The 21,813-nt window shown below is 33.3% G+C and carries 19 protein-coding genes, 2 tRNA genes and 2 pseudogenes; 16 read left to right on the top strand and 7 right to left on the bottom strand.

What is annotated here, in order from left to right; genetic code table 11:
• Nucleotides 1-56 precede the first annotated feature (56 nt).
• The gene (locus tag ABWU28_RS03475) at nucleotides 57-806 is read right to left on the bottom strand and encodes a hypothetical protein (RefSeq protein ID WP_007302596.1); all 750 of its coding nucleotides are present in this window, start codon (nucleotides 804-806) and stop codon (nucleotides 57-59) included.
• 213 nt (nucleotides 807-1,019) lie between these two features.
• Here ABWU28_RS03475 and ABWU28_RS07250 point away from each other — a divergent pair.
• Nucleotides 1,020-1,133: pseudogene (locus tag ABWU28_RS07250) on the top strand (IS481 family transposase); the annotation flags it as partial.
• A 298-nt stretch (nucleotides 1,134-1,431) separates the two neighbouring features.
• Here ABWU28_RS07250 and glmS read toward each other — a convergent pair.
• From glmS to ABWU28_RS03460, 3 genes are all read right to left on the bottom strand, one after another.
• Nucleotides 1,432-3,243, bottom strand: a complete 1,812-nt coding sequence (gene glmS, locus ABWU28_RS03470; RefSeq protein WP_007302597.1) for a glutamine--fructose-6-phosphate transaminase (isomerizing) — start codon at nucleotides 3,241-3,243, stop codon at nucleotides 1,432-1,434.
• Between the two features lie 8 nt (nucleotides 3,244-3,251).
• Entirely contained in the window at nucleotides 3,252-3,665 is a 414-nt protein-coding gene (gene yajC, locus ABWU28_RS03465) for a preprotein translocase subunit YajC (RefSeq protein WP_006012489.1), read from the bottom strand.
• 130 nt (nucleotides 3,666-3,795) lie between these two features.
• Nucleotides 3,796-3,872 (bottom strand) — tRNA-Asp (locus ABWU28_RS03460).
• Nucleotides 3,873-4,053: 181 nt separating this feature from the next.
• Between ABWU28_RS03460 and rpsB the strand changes: the two genes are divergently transcribed.
• The 5 genes from rpsB (at nucleotide 4,054) to ABWU28_RS03435 (ending at nucleotide 8,213) form a co-directional block, all read left to right on the top strand.
• Nucleotides 4,054-4,869, top strand: a complete 816-nt coding sequence (gene rpsB / locus ABWU28_RS03455) for a 30S ribosomal protein S2 (RefSeq protein WP_012482019.1) — start codon at nucleotides 4,054-4,056, stop codon at nucleotides 4,867-4,869.
• Complete coding sequence (gene tsf / locus ABWU28_RS03450) at nucleotides 4,866-5,711, top strand: translation elongation factor Ts (RefSeq protein ID WP_108784350.1); 846 nt, start codon at nucleotides 4,866-4,868, stop codon at nucleotides 5,709-5,711. Before rpsB ends, tsf begins: the two co-directional genes overlap by 4 nt.
• On the top strand, nucleotides 5,695-6,438 hold the full coding sequence (pyrH, locus tag ABWU28_RS03445) for a UMP kinase (protein WP_015588403.1): 744 nt from the start codon (nucleotides 5,695-5,697) through the stop codon (nucleotides 6,436-6,438). The genes tsf and pyrH overlap by 17 nt, the downstream gene beginning before the upstream one ends.
• A gap of 7 nt (nucleotides 6,439-6,445) precedes the next feature.
• Nucleotides 6,446-7,003, top strand: coding sequence for a ribosome recycling factor (gene frr, locus ABWU28_RS03440; protein WP_214303504.1), 558 nt, complete (start codon nucleotides 6,446-6,448; stop codon nucleotides 7,001-7,003).
• A 193-nt stretch (nucleotides 7,004-7,196) separates the two neighbouring features.
• On the top strand, nucleotides 7,197-8,213 hold the full coding sequence (locus tag ABWU28_RS03435) for a substrate-binding domain-containing protein (protein ID WP_012482020.1): 1,017 nt from the start codon (nucleotides 7,197-7,199) through the stop codon (nucleotides 8,211-8,213).
• 102 nt (nucleotides 8,214-8,315) lie between these two features.
• Here the strand turns inward: ABWU28_RS03435 and ABWU28_RS03430 are convergent, their stop codons facing one another.
• The gene (locus tag ABWU28_RS03430) at nucleotides 8,316-9,284 is read right to left on the bottom strand and encodes a hypothetical protein (protein WP_007302603.1); all 969 of its coding nucleotides are present in this window, start codon (nucleotides 9,282-9,284) and stop codon (nucleotides 8,316-8,318) included.
• 124 nt (nucleotides 9,285-9,408) lie between these two features.
• Between ABWU28_RS03430 and ABWU28_RS03425 the strand changes: the two genes are divergently transcribed.
• Entirely contained in the window at nucleotides 9,409-10,866 is a 1,458-nt protein-coding gene (locus tag ABWU28_RS03425) for a TrkH family potassium uptake protein (protein ID WP_353275650.1), read from the top strand.
• Nucleotides 10,867-10,937: 71 nt separating this feature from the next.
• Nucleotides 10,938-11,495 carry a dCTP deaminase gene (gene dcd, locus ABWU28_RS03420; RefSeq protein ID WP_006012513.1) on the top strand — a complete coding sequence of 186 codons (558 nt, stop codon included), beginning with the start codon at nucleotides 10,938-10,940 and terminating at the stop codon, nucleotides 11,493-11,495.
• 155 nt (nucleotides 11,496-11,650) lie between these two features.
• On the opposite strand, the pseudogene ABWU28_RS03415 reads toward dcd, so the two are convergent.
• Nucleotides 11,651-11,991: pseudogene (locus ABWU28_RS03415) on the bottom strand (transposase); the annotation flags it as partial.
• A gap of 15 nt (nucleotides 11,992-12,006) precedes the next feature.
• Nucleotides 12,007-13,242, bottom strand: a complete 1,236-nt coding sequence (locus ABWU28_RS03410; protein ID WP_353275648.1) for a metallophosphoesterase family protein — start codon at nucleotides 13,240-13,242, stop codon at nucleotides 12,007-12,009.
• Between the two features lie 190 nt (nucleotides 13,243-13,432).
• On the opposite strand from ABWU28_RS03410, the gene ABWU28_RS03405 reads away from it, so the two are divergent.
• The 8 genes from ABWU28_RS03405 (at nucleotide 13,433) to ABWU28_RS03370 (ending at nucleotide 21,713) form a co-directional block, all read left to right on the top strand.
• Nucleotides 13,433-13,520 (top strand) — tRNA-Leu (locus tag ABWU28_RS03405).
• Between the two features lie 20 nt (nucleotides 13,521-13,540).
• Complete coding sequence (locus ABWU28_RS03400; RefSeq protein ID WP_353275646.1) at nucleotides 13,541-14,626, top strand: GTP cyclohydrolase II; 1,086 nt, start codon at nucleotides 13,541-13,543, stop codon at nucleotides 14,624-14,626.
• 72 nt (nucleotides 14,627-14,698) lie between these two features.
• On the top strand, nucleotides 14,699-15,379 hold the full coding sequence (locus ABWU28_RS03395; protein WP_007302609.1) for a virB8 family protein: 681 nt from the start codon (nucleotides 14,699-14,701) through the stop codon (nucleotides 15,377-15,379).
• Nucleotides 15,366-16,157, top strand: coding sequence for a P-type conjugative transfer protein VirB9 (virB9, locus tag ABWU28_RS03390; protein WP_029237539.1), 792 nt, complete (start codon nucleotides 15,366-15,368; stop codon nucleotides 16,155-16,157). Before ABWU28_RS03395 ends, virB9 begins: the two co-directional genes overlap by 14 nt.
• A 16-nt stretch (nucleotides 16,158-16,173) precedes the next feature.
• Nucleotides 16,174-17,685 (top strand): TrbI/VirB10 family protein, encoded by a 1,512-nt coding sequence (locus ABWU28_RS03385; RefSeq protein WP_353275644.1) that lies wholly within the window; start codon nucleotides 16,174-16,176, stop codon nucleotides 17,683-17,685.
• 1 nt (nucleotide 17,686) lies between these two features.
• Nucleotides 17,687-18,679 (top strand): P-type DNA transfer ATPase VirB11, encoded by a 993-nt coding sequence (gene virB11 / locus ABWU28_RS03380; RefSeq protein ID WP_007302612.1) that lies wholly within the window; start codon nucleotides 17,687-17,689, stop codon nucleotides 18,677-18,679.
• A gap of 30 nt (nucleotides 18,680-18,709) precedes the next feature.
• The gene (locus ABWU28_RS03375) at nucleotides 18,710-20,728 is read left to right on the top strand and encodes a type IV secretory system conjugative DNA transfer family protein (RefSeq protein WP_149168822.1); all 2,019 of its coding nucleotides are present in this window, start codon (nucleotides 18,710-18,712) and stop codon (nucleotides 20,726-20,728) included.
• Between the two features lie 100 nt (nucleotides 20,729-20,828).
• The gene (locus tag ABWU28_RS03370; protein WP_213863946.1) at nucleotides 20,829-21,713 is read left to right on the top strand and encodes a P44/Msp2 family outer membrane protein; all 885 of its coding nucleotides are present in this window, start codon (nucleotides 20,829-20,831) and stop codon (nucleotides 21,711-21,713) included.
• Nucleotides 21,714-21,813 lie beyond the last annotated feature (100 nt).

Below are 21,813 nucleotides of genomic sequence, written 5' to 3'. Positions count from 1 at the left end.
ATTCTCCTTTTAGAAGCAACTTGAATAAAACTGATAAAGTTTGAATTAAAGTGTGATTAGGAAAGTGAGTGATGAGAACTCTTTATTTGGACTTCTTTTGATTCATCTATTTTAGTATTAGGTCTTAGTGCTTCATATGTAGCACCACCAGCTACGAGTGCAGATGCTGTAGCTATGCCAATTATTGCTAATATACTTAGTCTAGTTGTATGTTCAAGTATAGTACTTGCTACCAGCCCAACAGCAAGACCAACACCAATAACAGCAGTGTACAACATTCTAGGATTATTTGAATTAGGCATATAGCTCACTAACTCTCTGCAACACTTTTCTGATTCTTTCTTTATATCCTCGAGCTTATTTAGATCTTCTTCTTCTATTTTAGCATTTAATTCTAGTTTCTTACATAATTCTTGCATTTCTTTTACTTGTTTTTCTAATTTTTTTAAAAAATTTATTATTTTTGTTCCTTGTAATTTTATTATTGTTTCCTTAAGTAGTAACGTTGATATTGGCATTGCTATTTCTTCTATCTCTTTTTCTGTTTTCCTTTCCAATTCCACTACTTTTTCTATTCCTTCGTCTGATATTTCAGTGTCTTTTTTTAGTTCTATTTCAAATTTTCTTTTTTTCAACTCTGATTTTGCTTCTTCTAATGATTCTAATGCATTCCATAGCTTTTCACCAGAATTCTGACTCCGTTTTGGTGACATAGACTGACTGCCTTTGAACTTTTTTGGTGATATGGGCTGATTTTTACCATCTTTAAGCTTTTTTGAGTTTTCACCAGCACTTACTTTAGCCATAATAAACCTCGCATATTAAATAATGCTATTACATAATATCTTTAAAGCTCAAGGTCAAATAGTATCTTTACATAATATAAATCATAAACAGAAAATTTTAGTGTAAATTGCCATATTTACTTTGTGCTACGGTTTGAGATAGAATAACAACTTGCTTCAAATATGGAAAGGCAGTACAACTCTATAATCAAGTTACTGAACTCTCATTTACTCCTCTTTTTTTGTAAAACAATCTACAATTCATTAGAAGATCTTCAGATAGACGTTGATCATTGGTTGTGTTTTTACAATGAGACAAGACCTCATTCTAGTAAATATTGTTATGGCGATGTAGACTTTCCTGAATAGAAAACATATTAGAAAAATATTAGTAGCATTACATAAGAGACTGATATTAGTTTTCAATTTTTCTGTTAGTTAATTCTTGCTTGCTAGGTTAAGTTGTGTCTGGTAACCATAATGGCAAATCTTGTTAATTTGAGGCGTGGATTTTAGCCTCTCTCATCCTTACATTAGTTACATATTCTTTCGCAGAGGGCTAATGATAGCAATGAATTTATTAGTAAAATTCAGTAATTTATAACTGACAATTAGAGCTGTTAATTAGCAACTCACTTTAAATAAGTTACTCAACTGTGACAGATTTAGCTAAATTTCTCGGACAATCTACATCTAACCCTTTTTTTTCTGCAATAGAATAAGCAAGAAATTGCATAGCAACACTGTAGATAATTGGAGAAACAAAATTGTCAACTTCTGGAAGTTGCACCACATCTATGCAAATTCCCTTTAAGAGCGGTGCTCCTTGCTTATCACTAAAGGCAATTACTTTACCTTTTCTTGCAATAATCTCTTGTATATTGGATAGCGTTTTAAAGAATAAATTATCGTAAGGAATAATTGCGATAACAAGTACAGTAGAGTCTATCAAGGCGATAGAACCGTGCTTCATTTCTCCCGCTGCAATACCAATTGTGTTGATATATGAAAGCTCTTTTATCTTCAATGCACCTTCCATTGCAACTCCATATGAGCTTCCTCTCCCAATTATAATTATATTATTGTGCTCTAATATACTGCCTGATATATGTTGTATTTCCATCACATTCAAAACATGCTCTACATGTTCGGGAATGGAATTAATAGCACCGCTTAGTTCCTTTATCCTCTCTCTACCCAGTATACCTTTTATTTTTCCAAGCTCTACAGCAAAGCATGCTAAAATTGCAAGCTGCGTAGAAAAGGTTTTTGTCGAAGCAACACCAATCTCAGGTCCAGCAAGAGTATGCAATACAATATCTGAGGCTTTTTCTATGCTGCTATTAAATGTATTAATTATGCTAATGATCATTTGTTTCTGCAATCTCGCATAACGTAGTGCTTCCATAGTATCTGCAGTTTCACCAGATTGAGAAATGAATAAGCCAATACTACCTTCTTCGAGCTTGACGCTGCTATACCTAAATTCTGACGAGATTTCTAGATATACCCTAATTTGAGCAATACTTTCCAGCCAACACTTTGCTATTAGTCCAGCAAAATAGGATGAACCGCATCCAACTATAGTAATGTAACCTAGTTCAGAAAATAATTCTTTGTTGATTTCTTTATATTGTTTATAAAATTGATTTATTGTTTTGTTTAATGCATACGGTTGCTCAAAAATTTCTTTTAGCATAAAGCTAGGGTAACCATTTTTACTAATTAGAAAATTTCTTGGACTGCTATTTTCTGTTCTGCGTTTAACTTGTATACCATTATTATATATACTGAATTCGTTAGATTTTATTACTGCAATATCATTATCTTCTAAATGCAATATTTTTTCTACAAATGAATTCAAAGTATTAGTATCAGAAGCAGCAAACACTTTATTACAGTTATATCCTATTGCTAAAGGCAAATTTCTTTTTGCAACAAATAAAGTATCTGGATATTCTGCAAATAATAAAGCTAAAGCAAGTGAACCTTGTAAATTGTTTAGACACTGTAATATAGAATCAATTGGTGATAACCCTTCATCAAGATATGAAGTTAATATGTTTGGTATCACTTCTGTATCAGTATCGGTGTGGAAAGATACTCCCTTTTCTTCCAGATCCTTTTTTAATATATTGTAATTTTCAATTATGCCATTATGAGCAACAACAACATTATTTATATAAATGGGATGAGCATTTTTAAGATTTGGAGCTCCATGTGTAGCCCAACGAGTATGTGCTATACCAACTTTGCTACTAGATATCTTGCTCTCATGAACAACTTCACACAATCTTTCAACTTTACCTTCTGATTTTTTTACTTCTATCTTACCTCTATTATTTATAATTGCTATACCTGAAGAGTCATAACCTCTGTATTCCAATTTTTGCAACGCGGTTAGTAAAGTTGGTATTACTGAATCACCGCTACTTACTATACCTAATATTCCACACACTTCTTAAATTATGAAGCATTTTTGTCTTTTTTACTTTCCTCTAGTTTATTTTTCTTGCCATTCTTTTCAACTTTGCTTTTTTCAATAGATTTAGCTACTGGCTTTTGAATTTCTTTATTTAAGATTTCAGATATAGCAGACTTTAGGATTTTTATTTCAATTTTTGGTGCTATTTCTAGTATTAGTTGTGCATTTACTTCGTCAACTTTGTTTACTTCACCTATTATTCCACTAGAAGTAATAACCGTATCACCACGTTTTATTTGATCTATCATCCTTCTATGTTCTTTTAGTTTTTTGTGATTGGGACGAATAATGAGAAAATAAAATACTACAAATATTAAAATGAGTGGAATAAAGCTAGCAACAGATGCTGATACATTGTTAGTCGCATCTGCCGCAAAAACCTCAGAAATGAACATATTTAATCCCAATTATTAACGATAAAGTTAAATAGATTAAGCAGCAATTACAATATCATGTCAAGTCTCTGAAAGAAATTAATTCAAATTAATAAGAAACTTAAGGAATTTTAAGGTGTTTCTGCTGTAATGGCGGGAGTGATGAGACTTGAACTCACGACCTCATGCGTGACAGGCATGCGCTCTAACCAACTGAGCTACACCCCCCATTGCTTTTTAACGTTTGCAATCTTAAAGCTAATCAACGTGTTGCTACTTGTCAATATTTTTTGTTTGCGCTTTTTTGTCTTTTTTATTACTATGTAAATAACTTAATTTCACACATGGCTTATGCAAGTAGTCCCGTTAGGGTTATGCCATGGAGGATAAACTATTTGGAGGAGTAAATATGACAAATTTGCCTAAAGTCACTATACGTGATTTAGCTGAATCTGGTGTGCATTTTGGCCATAAAGTTAGTCGCTGGAATGCGAAAATGGCCCCATATATATATGGTGTACATCAACAGAATCGTATACACATAATAGACTTACGAAAAACATTACCATTGTTAGAGGCGGCAATGAAAGCTTTATACGATGTTGCATCTCAAGATGGTCGCATTTTATTTGTTGGTACGAAATTTCAAGCTTTAGATATTGTTGCAAGTGAAGCGGTTCGTTGTGGTCAATATTATGTAAATGATCGATGGCTTGGTGGTATGCTTACTAATTGGAACACTGTTTCTTCTTCGATAAAAACTTTGATACAATATGAGAAAATATTAAATGATGAAGATAGTATCTTAACAAAAAAAGAATTAGGAAATATTGAAAAGAAAAGAAAAAAGCTTGATAAAGAATTGGGTGGCATTAGAGAAATGGGAGCAGTTCCTGATATTTTATTCATTATTGATACTAACAAAGAGCATATAGCGGTTAAAGAGGCTAAAAAACTGGGTATTCCTGTAGTTGGAGTACTTGATACCAATTCTGACCCAGATGATATTGCCTATCCTATATCAGGAAATGATGATTCAAGAAAATCAATAGAGCTCTACTGTAAATTAGCTGCTGATTCTATATTAGCTGGAATAGAGTCTAGTTTGACAAGGTCTAGAGTTAAGGATGATGAGCTTATTCAAGAAAAAGAAGGGGGTATTGTGCAAACTAAAAAGAAGCGTATGAAGGATGAAACAGAAAGGGAGGTAATAGTAAGTAAATGAAGATGGATTCAAGTAGTATAAGGGAATTACGCGATAGAACAGGGCTTGGCTTAAGCGATTGTAAGAAAGCGTTAGAAGAGTGTGATGGTGATATTAAGAAAGCCGTTGATAGGTTACGTACAATAGGATTTGCTAAAGCTGACAAAAAGTCTGATAGAGTAGCTTCAGATGGGCTTATTGCTATGTGCTTGGCTAAAAATTATGGTGTATTGGTTAAAGTCAATTGTGAAACTGATTTTGTTGCTAGAAATGAGAAGTTCATAGCATTAGTTTCAAATTTAGCATCAATTGCTTGTCAAGAACGTTGTACTAGTCTTGATGAGTTAAAAAATGCCAAATATGAAGATGTTGGTACAGTACAGGAAGCTATTATGAGTGGTACATCGGTTCTTGGTGAGAAGTTAGAGTTAAGCAATCTTTGCTACCTAGAGACTAAGGATGGGATTATTGCTGGCTATGTACATGGTGATATGCATGGCTTAGGTAAGATTGGTGCTTTAGTAGCATTGCAATCATCTGGTGATAAACAAGAGATTGGAAAGCAAATAGCTATGCATGTAGTTGCTATGAAACCTGAAGCTTTATCTATAGATGATTTAGATCAAGAAAAATTAAACAATGAGCGTTCTATAATTGAGGAGCAAGTAAAGAGCTTAAATAAACCTGAAGAGGTAGCGAAAAAAATAGTAGATGGACGAATGGCTAAATACTATGAAGAAGTTGTTCTACTAGAGCAGAAGTTTATAAAAGATGATAAAATGAAGATTGCTGATTTTATAGAATCAAGTGCTGTTAAATTAGCTAATTATAAGTTACTTACTTTGGATGGTGCAAATAAGTAACAAAACTTCAGAAGTAAAGTACCCCAGAGTGTTATTCAAAATCTCTGGGGAGGCTTTGATGGGATCAAAGCTATTTGGCCATGATATGGAAGTTATAGATAAACTATCCAAAGACATAGTTGAAGTTTGTAATCTCGGAGTTCAAGTTTGTATTGTTGTTGGTGGTGGGAATATTTTTCGTGGTGCATCAGCATCTTTAAGTGGCTGTGAAAGAGCAAGCAGTGATTATATTGGAATGCTTGGTACTGTTATTAATGCTTTAATTTTGCAAAATTTTTTAGAAAAAAGCTCTATAGTCTCTAGGGTGTTGTCTGCTATACCTATGACTACTATATGTGAACCTTATATAAGAAGGAAGGCTATTCATCATTTAGAAGAGGGCAGGGTGATAATTTTTGCAGCAGGAACGGGTAATCCATTTTTTACTACGGATACAGCTGCAGCTTTACGCGCTGTTGAAATGAATTGTAATGTTATTTTAAAAGGTACGCAAGTAAGTGGCGTGTATTCTGCTGATCCAAAAAAAAATGAGAATGCTGTAATGTACGATAGGCTTTCTTACACAGATTTGTTAACTCGTGATTTGAAGGTTATGGATGCGTCAGCAATTTCACTTGCTCGTGAAAATTCTATTCCAATTGTAGTTTTTTCTTTGAAAAGTGAAAAAATGGTCAATATTATTAAAGGTCAAGGTACTTATACTATAGTCTCAGATTATAAACATTAGGTAATTTATGTTAAACGAAATAAAAGCTAAAACAAAAGAAAGAATGCTAAAAACTATTCAGTCTTTTCATGATGATATGAAAGGTGTACGTACTGGTAGAGCTAACTCATCATTACTTGATGGTATAGTTGTAAATATCTATGGTGGACATCAAAAACTGAACCAAGTTGCAGGCGTTTCAGCTATAGATAACAAAACTCTATCAGTTAAAGTTTGGGATGCTACTGTTGTCGGTGAAGTGAAAAATGCGATAATCAATGCTAACCTAAATTTAAATCCTGTTGTTGAAGGAAATACTATACGTATAGTTCTTCCAGACTTAACACAAGAAACTCGTGAAAAATTAGTGAAACTATTGCATCAATTTTCTGAAAATGCACGAGTTGCAATTAGAAATATACGCAGAGATGTTATGGAAGAAATAGAGGAAATGAAGAAAAATAAGGAAATCTCAGAAGATGATTTTCATGTTGCCAAAAAGGAAATACAAAACATTACTGATGATAATGTAAAAAAAGTCGATGATGACTTATCTATTAAAGAAAAGGATATATTGCATCATTAAGTTAATATGAAAGAATTTTTCAGTATTGAAAAACATAAGAGGATTCGATATAGATACAGTTGTATGAATGCTGTGATTCAGATCTCATCATTACGCACACATTTGATCGTTATACCTTTTGAAATCTAGAAAAAAAGCTTTTCAGTTTGATTTTTTATTACGATAATTAAGTTTACACTCTTGAGCGAAAACGATGCTGAAACGCCTTTTCCTTATTTTTGCATTTGTATTACTCATCCCACTGTCAAATGTTGATGCCAGAAGATATATCAGAATTGTTGGATCTTCAACTGTTTTTCCTTTTATCTCATTTATATCTGAAGAATTCAGCCGTATATTTTCCTTTAAAACTCCAGTTGTAGAATCGATAGGAAGTGGATCAGGGTTCAAAATGTTTTGTTCAGGAATAGGGGAAGGCACACCAGATATCACTACTTCATCTCGCCCTATGAAGGAAGTAGAGAGAGAATTATGTAAAAGAAATAAAGTGAATGAAGTAATAGAGATAATAATTGGCTATGATGGAATTGTTATTGCAAATTCAAATCAAAGCCATAGATTTGATTTTACAAAAAATGACCTGTTTGAAACTTTATCTTCATATTCTGAAGACAATGATAGATTAGTAAAGAATAACAAGAAATTTTGGTCTGATGTAAATCAAGCTCTACCAAAAACAGAAATTAAAATCTATGGCCCACATCAAAATACAGGTACACATGAAACTTTGATTAATTTTATTATGCTTGATCAATATTCATGTATGAACTCAAGGATTTTCAAAGAGAATTATCAAGACCAAGAAAAAAGAAAGAAAGCATGTAGTAATATCAGAGATGATGGAAGATATATAGAAGTTGGAATTAATGAAAACATAATAATACAAAAATTGAAGAGCAATAAAAATGCTTTAGGAATATTTAGCTTCAGCTTTTTAGCGAAAAACCAAGATGAGATTCAAGGAAGCACAATCGCAGGAATTGAGCCAACTTATAAAAATATATCATCGGGGGAGTATATGTTAGCAAGGCCTTTATATCTTTATATAAAGAAAGAACACTTAGATACTGTTGATGGATTAAGGGAATTCATTAGAGAAGTTGTAGACTCTATTAGTACTGAAGGTGGATATTTATCTAGGCTTGGCTTAATTCCACTTTCAAGCGAAAATATAAAAAAAGTCTTGGAAAAGGTTCGTGATATAATATGATGACTTTGATATTTTTTTATTCTGGATACTAGGTTAAAAATAGAACGTTTAAATTTCTTGTTTTTATTGTTATCATACTTAGATTTCCTAAGAACTTATTTACTACAAAATACAACAAGTTCTATTTATTTGAGAAAGTTGTGCGTCTTGTAGAACAGATTTTGTTGTAGGTTTCTCTGTAGCTATTTCAAGGTTTTCTTCTATGGTTTTTTGTTCTCTGTAATCTTTAACTTCTTGAATGAAATCTTCAAGCCACTTCTCACTACCTATCTTGGCATGTCGTTGTTGCTCACCTTTAAGAAGTTTTATTACAGCTGCATCTTGATTTTCAGGCACTCTTTGATATTTAAGCCACAAGTCACGAATATCAGGAGGAGCTTTTTTCAAATGAGCTTCAAAGGTTGCTTTTGTGTCTTTTGTACTTTCTTCTTGTTGATCTTGATGAAATTTAAACCAGAAATTGCGAATATCAGGAGAAGCTTTATCCCAAAGAAGTTTAGTAATTTCTTTTATATTTCTCAGATCTTCTTGTTTCAATCTTTTACCATCACCTATATATCGTTTATTAAGACCAACTTGCAGAGGATAAAGTAAAAGGGTAGTTTTGCTCTGTGAATGTATAGGTCTATTTAAAATCATTGCTAGATTTGTATCACAATCTTCTAATACTGCTTTAACTTTTTTAACATCTAAATAATCTATTGCTTGACGTAATTTGTGGTGAAGATCACTTGTTCTCTTTAAGTTTTTCACTTTTTGCATATGCGAATCATCATTTCCTTTCGCTTCTTGCATAGCTATATCACACGAAATACTCTCAATTTTTTGCTCCATTTTCTGTATACATTGATTAATTTCCTTTTGATTTTTTTTGAATATAATCAACTGTGAAGTGGTACAAGGGTTAGGTAGATCGTCTTTAAACTCTTTTTGTATATTACTAGGTAATTCGCTTTTCAAAACTTCTTGTATATCGCTATCGTAATTATTTTTTATATTCTCAAAGTTGCCTTGTATAGCTTCACTAATTAATGAATCTCGAATGTTTTTTTGTCTGTCAGTTAATAACATACCTTACCTCTATCTCTTATGGCAAATTTAGCGCTATAATTATACGTATTTATAATCAAGTCAAGAGAAAAAATTAGCAAAGCGGTTGAAGTTTTAATAACATATAGCTTTCACAGTACTGTCTATGGAAAGTCTGCAAGTTTTACGTTCAATTGCGTTTATTGTGGGAATTTTTCTATTGTTGTTTGGCGTAGCAATGCTTATTCCTGCTATTACTAATAATTATCTAGGTTACGAATGGAAAAATTTTCTGGTTGGATTTATAGTTACCTGCACATTTAGTGCGATTTTTATTCTACTGGGTAAACTAAATAGGGTACATGGAATGCCGGCAATTTTTGCGATTACCAGTTGTACCTGGATTGCATTATCTCTATTTGCAGCTATTCCATTTTATCTTGATAGTTTAAGCTACATTGATGCACTGTTTGAAGCAGTATCTGGGATTACAACCACAGGAGCAACTGTTCTAAGTTACATCGAGCAACAATCTCCGGGGATGCTACTGTGGAGAGCAATGCTGCACGGTATAGGTGGTTTTGGAGTAATTACAGTAGGAATTGCAATTTTTCCCATATTTAAGGTTTTGAGCTTAAATAATTTACTCTATTCTGAGTACTCAGATGCTCTTAAAAGAAAGTTACCACATACGCGAAGCGTAGTAATACATATTGCAGAAATATATTACTGCCTAATTTTATTGTGCATATTTTCCTACTATCTAGCTGGCATGCCATTATTTGACGCAGTATGTCACGGAATGTCCGCTGTATCAACTGGTGGATTTGCTAACTATAACGATTCTATAGGCTACTACAATAACCCTATATTGGAGGTCATAACAATTATCTTTATGATTTTAGGCTCTTTACCTTTTCTGAGCTATTTAAAAATTATAAGACGATTAGACGTTTGTTATGATGAACAGGTCTCTTACTTTATTAAGATAGTTGTTATCTCATCTTTGCTTGCTTGTTTTTGGTTATATAAAAATTTTGACTTAGGAGTATTTTTATCATTTAGGTACAGCACATTCACCATTACCTCCTTTATCACATCAACTGGCTATGTAATGTCCAACTACTTGAATTGGAGCTTTATTTCAGTCTTAGCTTTCTTTTTAGCCTTTATTGGTGGATGTGGTGGTTCTGCTAGTGGTGGAATCAAAATCTTCCGTTTAGTCATTTGTCTAAAATCTATAAGGAATTACTTTAGCTCTTTATTAAATCCAAGTGAAAGCGATAGAGTAAAACTCAATGGTAAAATACTGGAAAATGATGAAGTTCAATCCGTCTTTACGTTTTTTGCGATTTACATGTTAACGTTCACTATATCATCAATAGTGATGTCTTACTTGAGCAATGCGGACTTTATAACTAGCATCAGCTCTGTTTCTGCAATGCTTACAAATTCTGGCCCAGGGTTTAGTAACCTAATAGGTTCTTCAGGTAATTATTCCTCCTTTAGTGGTGGAGTAAAGCTATTTCTATCGTTTTTGATGCTGCTTGGCAGGCTTGAAATATTGCCAATTTATTTTTGTATAGGTAGTTTATACTGGAAACTTTGCCATTCCAGAGTGTAACGCTAATTCAGGTTTACATTTAAATTCTATTACATATTATTATAAGTATTACAAAACTTTAAAGGACAATTATGGCAGTTATGCCAGATAAATGGATAAGGGAAAAGGCTGAAAACTCTAGAATGATAGAGCCTTTTGTGAATCATAAAAGCAGTAAGGGTGTTGTATCTTTCGGATTATCATCTTATGGCTATGATGCAAGAGTTAGTAATAAGTTTAAGATTTTTACTAATGTTAATTCAGCTATTGTAGACCCCAAGAATTTTTCTGAGAATAGTTTCATAGATAAGGAAACAGATGTATGTATAATTCCACCAAATAGTTTTGTACTTGCCAGCACAGTGGAGTATTTTCGTATACCAAGGAATGTACTGGTAATTTGTGTTGGTAAGTCAACTTATGCAAGGTGTGGTATTATAGTAAACGTCACACCTTTAGAGCCTGGATGGGAAGGTCACGTCACACTTGAATTCTCGAACACCACTCCACTTCCTGCAAAAATTTACGCTAATGAAGGCGCATGCCAATTTGTGTTTTTAAGCGGCGAAAGTGAATGCGAGAAATCATATGATGATATGAAAGGAAAATATATGAACCAACATGGTATCACTTTGCCGTTAGTTAAGTGATTACTTTAGATGCATTTCTTTATTAATTGATATCCTTTCAAGCTGCTAACACTGATTGCATTTGCCTAGTTACAAAAATAATGTCTGTGCTAAAACATGCTTATATATAGCTCTTTTTCTAATAGTTCGAATAGCTGGATATTCTTTCTGGCTCAATTTTTTATAACAAACCAATGATTTGATTAAAATCAGGAGAATGTGTAGGCAGATATATAACTTCAGCACCGACACTTTTAACAAATTCACTTGTTTTCTATGAAAAGTTGCATTATCCAAAATCACCCAGCAAAAAGTTTGAACTAGCTATTAAAAACGTCTGTATCGCAGTAGCCTTCAAAAATCATAGGCGCCATAATTTTTCCCTTATTCAAAGCTGCAATCATACTAATACGCTGACTTTTGTGTTATCAATTCCAGATTAGTCGATATATACAAGAATTTCAGTGTTTTTTGTTGCTATGAGTTTTTTAAGCTCAGCACGTTTTTTCTGCGTCCTTAAATAGTCCTAATTTTAATTTGTTTTAAGTTTAAAGTCTTTCGTTAGGTTTGCAGAATACATTTCCTTATTATCTTGGTTATAGAAAGTAAATTTGTGATTGTCTAAACCTAATATTGCAAAGCCAAAGCCGAAAAAGTTTCTAACTTCGTGTGCTAAGTAATTTCTACTATTTGGATAGTTAAATTCTACGTTTTGATAAACAGGTTCTTGATCTTGAGCGTGTAATAATGCACCGCCGTTTCCAACTATAATCTGATCTGGAACATTATCCATTAATAAAATCTGGGCTATATGAATGTGGCCAGAAACTATGGTAGTAACATTGCTTGGAAATTTATCTCCAAAAGCTTCAATTTGTGTAAGATTACCATGGCTTTTTAATGTCAAAAATTCTTTTTTTGGAGATCTCCAAAGTGGTTTATGAGTCAAAAACCACGTGGGCTTATCTTGTATCAATTTATCAAACTGCCTCTCAAAAGCATCAACTGTGCTTTGGGTTGTAAAAATTTCCTCACCGGATGAAGAGTCGAAGATAAAAAACTTCATCGGCCCAGCATCTAAGAACCAACTGGAAATAAGATCTTCACATTTTTGAGGGGAAAAGGGGTATGAATCTAAATATCTGAACCATCCTTCATAAGCTCTATTACAACTCTCATGATTTCCACGAACAAAAAGAAAAGGAGATTGTGTTAAAATATCTTTTGCAGGCTCAAACCAATCAGCGTACCAAGCTTCTTTGCTATATCCATAAATATCGCCGCACTTTTTTGTGTTTCTACATTTTGTTTGTCTATAATGATAATCACCAACATGGATAATTAAATCTGGTTTATGAAAAGCGATTGAATCTAAATTTTTTTTCAAAGGCCAGCTATCTACAGAATTACATTCTTGCTGAAATAACATATTTATTCTACATCCTGTATCGCCAATGAAGGCAATTTTGCTGATCTTTTCCGCTAATACGGGAACTTTTATATTGTCAATACTAATGTTTTGAGCATTTGTTTCTACTATCAGTTCACAAACTGTTTCGGTATTGTTAATTGAGCTGCGACTTAGCATTTCTACTTCCTTATTATCGACGTAAGCAATGGGACACATGTTATTGTCTATAATCGCACGTATGCTTAATTTATTTTCTGGAATGATTTGAGACCATGTGTACAATATTTGTGCATGAGTGGAGTGAAAGCTAATTGTAAGAGATAGAATTAAAAAAATGAAGATATTAGCTACTTTCATTTGTATAAAGACCTAAATTAAGAATTAGTATTAAGATTATCTTAAATGATTAAAGTTTGTAACCATAAAATTCATAGCTAAATTATACAGGCATTTCCTAAATTATCCTAGTATCAGATTGACACTTTAGATGAAAAACCCTAAAATGATTAAGTAATTTAAAGTAATTATATAGAAACTAGAATAAAGTGCGGTCGTGGTGGAATTGGTAGACACGCAGCGTTGAGGTCGCTGTGGCTCACAAAGCCTTGGAAGTTCAAGTCTTCTCGACCGCACCAAGTTGTTTGGTGTAGGTGAAATGTTTATAGGAAATCAAAGTAGAAATAAAGTAGAAAGGGCCATCAGTGAAGTCAGGCGTGGTCTTCCAATTTTAATATATGATGATGAAAATAACTATCTATTGCTTGCTGCTGCTGAAACTTTAGAAAAAAATTTATTTAGTCAATATAAGCTTATATCAGGTAATGTGTATGTTACTTTGACTGCAAGTAAGGTAAAATACATATGTCAGAGTAAAGAACATAGTAGCAAACGTCTGTTGATAAGCAATTTTGATGAACTGCTCCATTTAATAAACTGTTCAAAGGAAGATTGGATAAAAGAGTTGCAATGCTCAAAGACAATAGATGCGTATGCTGTTGCCTTGCTTAAGTTCTCAGAATTATTGCCATACGCGTTAGTGGCTGATATGACTTTTGAGAATAAACATGAAATGCGAAATTGGTGTGAAGAAAATGACATTATTGCACTAAATACGTTACTTGTGAATGATTTTCAACAAAATCATAGTGTGTATGAAGTGTGCAAAACATCATTATTTTTAAAACAGACTCAAGAAGTAGATATCATATCTTATAGAACCAAAAGTGGCGGAAGAGAACATTATGCAATTATCATTGGCAATCCAGATGAAGATAATGAGCCATTAATGAGAATTCATTCTTCATGCTATACAGGAGACTTATTAGACAGCTTATCATGTGATTGCAGAAGCCAGTTACATCAAGCGATTCAAATAATGACCGACTTTGGGAATGGCATTATATTATACTTGATGCAAGATGGGAGAGGCATTGGTTTAACTAATAAGTTAAGAGCATACAGTATGCAAAGAAAATATAATCTTGATACTGTTGATGCAAATAGAGTATTGGGTTTTGAAGATGATGAAAGGAGCTTTGCTGTTGCAGCTAAAATACTTAAGAAATTGAACATTAACAAAATACAATTACTTACAAACAATGGTAGAAAGTTATCAGAGTTGAAAAATAACGGTATAGAAGTTACAAAGTGTATACCACTTATTATGGAACGCAATGAATATAATGATTCATATATGGAAACAAAATTTGGCAAGTTAGGCCATGGATTAAGGGTTTATTAGCTTTTTTGTTATAACTACTTTGTTAGCTTGCTATGTTAATTAATATAAGTTAAGATTTTTAAGAATATTGAGATGCTGAAATTTTTAAAACAAGAAAAAAGTAATGAGTCATTGGATAAGGATATAAATTGGAATTCAAGTCGCTATAGCACAGTTGTTGCTCAGAGAAATACTTTACTTTTATTTACATTAATATTACTAGTTGCAATTTCTATAAGCATATTAGCTATATTTAAAATTAGCACAAGTAGCACTATTGAGCCATTCGTTATAGAAATTGACAAAAAGTCAGGCATAGTGCAATTGGTTGATCCTGTTACAGTAAAACAATATTCTGCAAATGAAACGCTGAACGATTATTTTATTTCAGAGTATATAAAAGCAAGGGAGGTTTTTGACCCATATAATTATAATTATAATTATTATACAAAAGTAAGGTTGTTTTCTTCGCCTAGTGTATATAGTGAATTTAGCAACTATATAAAATCGCAGAATATGAATGACCTTTTTAATTTATATTCAGATGCTAAAGGTGAGTTGAAAATTCGTTCAATTCAAAAATTAGGTAATGATGCTCTTCAAGTGAGATTTTCTATAGAATTTACACGAAAAGATGGAAATTCCTCAAGGAAAAATAAGATAGTTGTGATGTCGTATAAATATGCATCGCTTGAAATGAATGATCAGCAAAGATATATTAACCCGTTAGGGTTTCAAGTTATTTCATATAGAGTAGATGATGAATATGTGTAGGATATTGTTAGTTTTAGCTTTACTAATAAGTGGCAACTTAAATGCATCTATTAATAATAAACCTATTTCTGTAGATAGTAGAATAAAGACTTTTGTATATAGCCCTAATGAGGTGTTTACAGTAATTTTTAGTCAAGGTTACTATTCTTATATTGAGTTTGCAGAAGGGGAAAAAGTCAAAAATATTGCTGTTGGTGATGCATCAAGTTGGAAAATTAATCCTTATGATAATAAACTGCTTGTCATGCCATTTGAAGTCAGTAGTCGCACTAACATGATTATTACGACAACTAAAAAGAGAAATTACATTTTTGATCTAATTTCAAGACCAAATTACGATAAATACCCAGATACTGATGCTAAAAAAGTGGATCATGATTATTCCGTTGAAAAGGATATATCTTACGTAATACGTTTTTATTATCCTCAAGAAGAAGATGAATTTGATGTTGATTTAGATGAGGTTTCTTTACCTACTCAAATGCAATACATTACAGAAAAGCCAGAAAAAATAATACAAGAAAATAATACGAGGTACAACTATACATATATTGATGAAGGTGGTAACATAGATATAGTTCCAATTGAGTTATTCGATGATGGTTATTTAACCTATTTAAAGTTTAGAAATAGTAATAAAATTCCTCAGATTTTTATAGAAGGCGAATCCTGTAAAAGGCTGTTATTTGATGATTATGTTGTAATAAAAGGAGTACATAAAAAGCTATTAATGCGTTATGAAGGTAGTGAAGTTGAAGTTATAAATAGGTCACTTTAGTTCTGGTACATATAATATGAGTAAAGAAAGGCATAATAGTGTAGAAGATGAATCAGAGATAGAAAGCAAGGTAGTAACAGTTGGCTCTAATCAAGGTTATAAGGCATTGATGATAGTTATGGTAGCGCTCTTAGTTGGTGGAGTGTACTATCTTTATTTTAGTCCTTCTAATAAAGAGGGTCCAGAGATTGTTAAAAAAGAGGAAACAAAGCAAAACATTCAAGAATTGAGAGGAAAGTTAGAACAAGTTCCAGATAATGCAATAGTTTCCGAAAGAGTAGTAACTGATCTCTTGCCACCCTTACCTCCTCTTCCTATCCCACAAGTCATACCAGAAGTAAAACAAATCAAAAAAGAGGAAGTGACAAAAAAAGAAGAGCAACTAAAAGAAATTCCCTTGTCAAATATACCTGTTTTACCAAAGCAAAATTTTCCTTCTGGTAATGTTATTAGCAATTTGCCTACTTCATTTCCTACAATAGGGGGTGGCGGTTATCCTAGAGACAGACGTAGTGCACAAATGTTAGCAATTTCAGGTAGTAGTGGGGAAGGTAAAGCTACAGATGCTGTTTTATCCAATACCTCAGCACAGTCGAGCAAAGCTACCAAAGCTGGAAAGCTTGGTTTAATGATTATTCAAGGTAAAGTTATTGACGCTATTCTTGAAACTGCAATAAGTTCTGACTTAAAAGGAATGCTCCGTGCTGTTGTTAGTAGAGACGTTTATGCAGAAACTGGTGATACAATTTTAATACCAAAAGGTTCAAGGTTAATAGGTGGTTATTCATTCGACTCAAATGTTGCAAAAGCCCGCGTGAACATAAATTGGAATAGGATCATTCTTCCTCATGGTATAGATGTTGCTATTGCATCATCTGGTACCGATGAGCTTGGAAGGGCAGGGATAGCTGGAATAGTTGATAATAAAATAGCAAGTGCATTATTCTCTTCAGTGGCACTTGCTGGTGTTTCGATTGGTTCAGCTGTTGTAGGACAAAAAGCCTCTAATCTTATCGATGCGCTAACTGCCATGGATGCAGTGAAGTCTATTACTGCAACTGAAATAGATATTTCTTCTCTCAAAGGGGCTATTGTTGAGAGATTGGAGAATTCTATAAAAACTGAAGTTGGGAAGGTAGGAGACGAAAAATGGAAATTGGGTATTAGGGCTATTGAAAAAATTCGAAATGCTAAAAGTGATCAGGATTTGCTGAGAATAATAAAGGAAGAAATAGTAAGTGTGATAAAAAGTTCTGGAGCTAGTGGAGTTGATACAATTACTAGTGACAATATCGGTATAACTTTAGACGATGTACGTCAACTGTTGAGGCAAACTCAGAAAAGAAGCAAATCTGTTTATGATGAAGCAATCGGGAAGTCAATCAATGATTTTTCCAAAGACATGCGAGATATAGTTGATAGGAGTGTAGATAAAAAACCAACTATTTATGTTAATCAAGGAACTGCATTGAAAGTATTTGTTAACCAAGATATAGTATTTCCTCCACAGTCAATATTAAATAACTGAAATGAACTATGCTGCACTTGATACATACTTGGAGCCATTACAAGGGATATTTCAAGAGGAAGGTGTAAATGAAATATCAATAAATAAACCGAAGGAAGTATGGATTGAAAATCGCGGTGAAATAAGATGCGAAAAGTTAGAAATATTTGATCTTAATCATTTAAAATCTCTTAGCAGGTTGATTGCTCAAGCTACAGAACAAAAACTGAGCGAAGAGACACCGCTGCTTTCAGCTACATTACCAAATGGTTATCGTATACAGATAGTGTTTCCTCCAGCATGTGAGCCTGATAAAGTAGTCATTTCAATTCGTAAACCTTCTTCTATGCAATTGGCATTGGATGATTATGAAAAAATGGGGGCTTTTTCTGAAACTGTTATAGGAGTGACCGATAATCCAGTAGATCGTCACCTAGATTTGCTACTGAAACAAAAAAAAATAAAAGAGTTTTTAGAATATGCTGTAATAAGTAAGAAAAATATCATAATTAGTGGTGGAACTTCCACTGGTAAAACCACTTTTACTAATGCTACTTTGCGTGCTATTCCATCTGAAGAAAGAATTATTACTGTTGAAGATGCAAGAGAGATAGTTTTGAATGATCATCCGAATAGAGTACATCTTATTGCTTCTAAAGGAGGTCAGGGTAGGGCAAAAGTGACCACTCAAGATTTGATAGAGGCATGTTTACGTTTAAGACCAGATAGAATAATAGTTGGTGAGCTGCGTGGAGCAGAAGCTTTTAGTTTTCTTAGAGCAATAAACACTGGCCACCCAGGGTCAATATCAACTCTTCATGCGGATAGTCCGGCAATGGCTCTTGAGCAAATAAAACTTATGGTTATGCAAGCAAATCTTGGAATTCCCCCAGATCAGATCATACCATACATTAGAAATGTAATTGACATTGTTATTCAACTCAAAAGGACCAGTGGTGGAAAAAGAAGCATTTCTGAAATATTATTTACTAGATCTTCAAATGAAAATACTTAAATTTATACGTAAGTTAAGAAAAAGTAGTTTATGAGTAATGGAAATCACCTACGCAATATTCTCATAGGAGGTGTAGTATCTTTTAGCATACTTGAATTTTGCTTCTATTTGTCTGGTATATTATTCTACCTGTTTGTTGACGGTCCAGATGGTGTAGATTTTAGAGCAATTAATCCTAGCTTGACACCTTTTCCTCAAGCTCTCTGGCCGACAATTTTTGATCATATACAATATTGTTGGCATCATCCAGAGCTATATAGCTTTGAGCTCAAAATTAAATTAGTTGTATCTTCTATACTGCCTCAAATTGTTTTGATGATTATTTTGTGGAATGTGAGAGAAAGACTAATTGAGTGGCGGCCATTTAAAAAGAAAGAATCACTTCATGGAGATTCACAGTGGGCATCAGAGAAAGACATACGAAAAGCGGGATTAAGAAGCAAAAAAGGTCTATTGCTTGGTAAAGATAAGAGAGGATATTTTATTGCTGATGGGTTTCAGCATGCATTGCTCTTTGCACCTACAGGCTCTGGTAAAGGTGTTGGTTTTGTAATTCCTAATTTGTTATTTTGGAATGATTCGGTAATTGTGCATGATATAAAATTAGAAAACTATGAAATAACAAGTGGTTGGCGAGAGCGACAAGGACAAAAAGTATATGTATGGAACCCAGCGCAGCCAGATGGGGTAAGCCATTGTTATAATCCACTGGAATGGATTAGTGAAAAACCTGGACAGATGGTTGACGATGTGCAAAAAATAGCTAACCTAATCATGCCTGAACAAGATTTTTGGCAAAACGAAGCAAGAAGCTTATTTGTTGGGGTGGTACTATATTTACTTGCTGCACCAGAGAAAGTTAAATCTTTTGGTGAGGTTGTGCGTACGATGCGTAGCGATGACGTAGTTTACAATCTTGCTGTAGTTTTGGACACAATGGGTAAAATAATACATCCGGTAGCGTATATGAACATTGCAGCTTTTTTGCAAAAGGCTGACAAAGAAAGATCAGGTGTTGTGTCAACTATGAACTCGTCGCTTGAATTGTGGGCAAACCCATTGATCGATACTGCAACTGCATCAAGTGATTTTAATATTTTGGATTTTAAAAAGAAGAAAACTACAGTTTATGTTGGTTTAACTCCTGATAACTTAACTAGGCTCAGGCCTTTAATGCAGGTTTTTTACCAACAGGCAACTGAGTTTTTATGTAGAAAATTGCCATCGGATGACGAGCCTTACGGCGTATTATTTTTAATGGATGAGTTTCCAACACTTGGAAAAATGGAGCAATTTCAAACGGGCATCGCATACTTTCGTGGCTATCGAGTAAGGTTATTTTTAATTGTTCAAGATACTGAACAGCTTAAAGGAATATATGAAGAAGCAGGAATGAACTCCTTTTTATCAAACTCAACCTATAGAATAACTTTTGCAGCCAATAATATTGAAACGGCTAATTTGATATCTCAGCTTATAGGAAACAAAACTGTACAACAAGAATCATTAAACAAACCTAAATTTTTAGACTTGAATCCTGCATCAAGATCATTGCATATCTCTGAAACACAGAGAGCATTGCTCTTACCTCAAGAAATTATTATGCTGCCACGTGATGATCAGATAATTTTGATAGAATCGACTTATCCAATTAAGTCAAAGAAAATTTTGTACTATAGTGATAGCACATTCACAAGAAGGCTGATTAAACCAACACGTGTGCCTACACAAGAGCCATATGATCCAAACAAGGTCTTTTCTGCTGCTAACAAAGATAAGATTAGTAATGAAGAAGAGAGTAATGCTATTGAAGCTGCTGATTATCCTGTTGAAGCTAAAACTGAAGATGCAATATACGATGAGCCAGAGATTGAAGATGGATTTGAAGACGAGGATATTGATGATAAGTTTGAAGGTGGTGATGGGTTTGATGATGAGGAAGACGATGATGGGTTTGATGATGAAGACAGTAAGGATGAATTTGACGATGATGATGAATTTGAAGATGAGGACAAACTAGACGGCAATAAAATCGAGGATAGAGGTTAATTTTACCTATTTTTTAGCTTAGAAAATAATTAGTTTTTTCATATTAAATCATTTTTAATTAATTAGTGCTAGATTAGCTATTTTAACTAGAGGAATAGTCATGATGAGTAAAAAAACATTAGCAGTTACAGCACTTGCTTTATTGTTGTCACAACAATCTTTTGCAAGTGAAACAGAAGGATTTTACTTTGGTGGTGGATATTACGGTCAATATTTGAACTTGGGTAAGTTGAAAGCAAAAATTGGAGGCAAAGATGCTAAAGATGATAACCGTGTATCTATAAATGACATAGACGCTCAGAGAACAGAAGGTCAGTTAATAAGTAAGTATAAAGGAGATTATAACCCACCTTTTGCTGCAAATGTAACGTTTGGTTACACAGGAGAACTAGGCAATAATAGCTATAGAGCTGAATTGGAAGGGATGTACTCTTCTGTAAAAGTAGATAATATTGGTTTATCAAGTAATCAAGTAACTGTTTCGTATCTAAAAGACGTTAGTGAGAGTGCTAATAAAAAAACTTATATGTATAAAACTGTAATTAATCATGACCAAGTAGAAAACGCATCTGTAATGGCAAATGTTTATCATTATTGGAAAAGTGATAGTTTATCTTTTTCTCCTTATGTTGGGGTTGGAGTCGGTGCAACAAGAATGACAATGTTTGAAAAATCGTCAATAAGACCTGCAGGTCAATTGAAAGCTGGCTTTGATTATCGTATAAACGAAGATGTAAATATGCACATCGGATATAGAGGTTTTGGTGTTCTTGGTAGTAATGTTGATTTTGAAGCAGAGGTGTTAGGAGAAATGAAAGCAAAGCAACCGGTAAACCCAGATGGAAAAAAGATATTAGAATTGAATAAAAGTCAAAAACCATCGGACCAGAAGTTACACAAAGAAAGTATCAGTATAGGCAATCAAGTGTTTCACACACACGGTATAGAAGCTGGTCTTACTTTTCATTTTGCAAGCAAAGCTTAACTCTGATAGAGACTATTTTCCTGGTAGCACGTCTGCGTCACACTACTGCAGCTGCTGACTTAGTAGCGGCCGCAGTAACTTCTTTCCTGTCATTCAGTCT

The organism is Wolbachia endosymbiont (group B) of Pilophorus perplexus, assembly GCF_964028155.1.
Lineage (GTDB): Bacteria > Pseudomonadota > Alphaproteobacteria > Rickettsiales > Anaplasmataceae > Wolbachia.
The sequence above is the reverse complement of the archived record's forward strand: the minus strand, read 5'-3'. Positions and strand labels throughout refer to the sequence as shown.

What these genes read in the sequence shown, in the direction of transcription:
- pyrH (WP_015588403.1), top strand. Translation starts at nt 5,695, where the DNA reads ATGGTGCAAATAAGTAACAAAACTTCAGAAGTAAAGTACCCCAGAGTG.
- ABWU28_RS03375 (WP_149168822.1), top strand. Translation starts at nt 18,710, where the DNA reads ATGAGTAATGGAAATCACCTACGCAATATTCTCATAGGAGGTGTAGTA.
- virB9 (WP_029237539.1), top strand. Translation starts at nt 15,366, where the DNA reads ATGAATATGTGTAGGATATTGTTAGTTTTAGCTTTACTAATAAGTGGC.
- ABWU28_RS03395 (WP_007302609.1), top strand. Translation starts at nt 14,699, where the DNA reads ATGCTGAAATTTTTAAAACAAGAAAAAAGTAATGAGTCATTGGATAAG.
- ABWU28_RS03400 (WP_353275646.1), top strand. Translation starts at nt 13,541, where the DNA reads ATGTTTATAGGAAATCAAAGTAGAAATAAAGTAGAAAGGGCCATCAGT.
- ABWU28_RS03475 (WP_007302596.1), bottom strand. Translation starts at nt 806, where the DNA reads ATGGCTAAAGTAAGTGCTGGTGAAAACTCAAAAAAGCTTAAAGATGGT.
- frr (WP_214303504.1), top strand. Translation starts at nt 6,446, where the DNA reads ATGTTAAACGAAATAAAAGCTAAAACAAAAGAAAGAATGCTAAAAACT.
- dcd (WP_006012513.1), top strand. Translation starts at nt 10,938, where the DNA reads ATGGCAGTTATGCCAGATAAATGGATAAGGGAAAAGGCTGAAAACTCT.
- rpsB (WP_012482019.1), top strand. Translation starts at nt 4,054, where the DNA reads ATGACAAATTTGCCTAAAGTCACTATACGTGATTTAGCTGAATCTGGT.
- ABWU28_RS03425 (WP_353275650.1), top strand. Translation starts at nt 9,409, where the DNA reads ATGGAAAGTCTGCAAGTTTTACGTTCAATTGCGTTTATTGTGGGAATT.
- ABWU28_RS03370 (WP_213863946.1), top strand. Translation starts at nt 20,829, where the DNA reads ATGATGAGTAAAAAAACATTAGCAGTTACAGCACTTGCTTTATTGTTG.
- ABWU28_RS03430 (WP_007302603.1), bottom strand. Translation starts at nt 9,284, where the DNA reads ATGTTATTAACTGACAGACAAAAAAACATTCGAGATTCATTAATTAGT.
- ABWU28_RS03385 (WP_353275644.1), top strand. Translation starts at nt 16,174, where the DNA reads ATGAGTAAAGAAAGGCATAATAGTGTAGAAGATGAATCAGAGATAGAA.
- ABWU28_RS03410 (WP_353275648.1), bottom strand. Translation starts at nt 13,242, where the DNA reads ATGAAAGTAGCTAATATCTTCATTTTTTTAATTCTATCTCTTACAATT.
- yajC (WP_006012489.1), bottom strand. Translation starts at nt 3,665, where the DNA reads ATGTTCATTTCTGAGGTTTTTGCGGCAGATGCGACTAACAATGTATCA.
- virB11 (WP_007302612.1), top strand. Translation starts at nt 17,687, where the DNA reads ATGAACTATGCTGCACTTGATACATACTTGGAGCCATTACAAGGGATA.
- tsf (WP_108784350.1), top strand. Translation starts at nt 4,866, where the DNA reads ATGAAGATGGATTCAAGTAGTATAAGGGAATTACGCGATAGAACAGGG.
- ABWU28_RS03435 (WP_012482020.1), top strand. Translation starts at nt 7,197, where the DNA reads ATGCTGAAACGCCTTTTCCTTATTTTTGCATTTGTATTACTCATCCCA.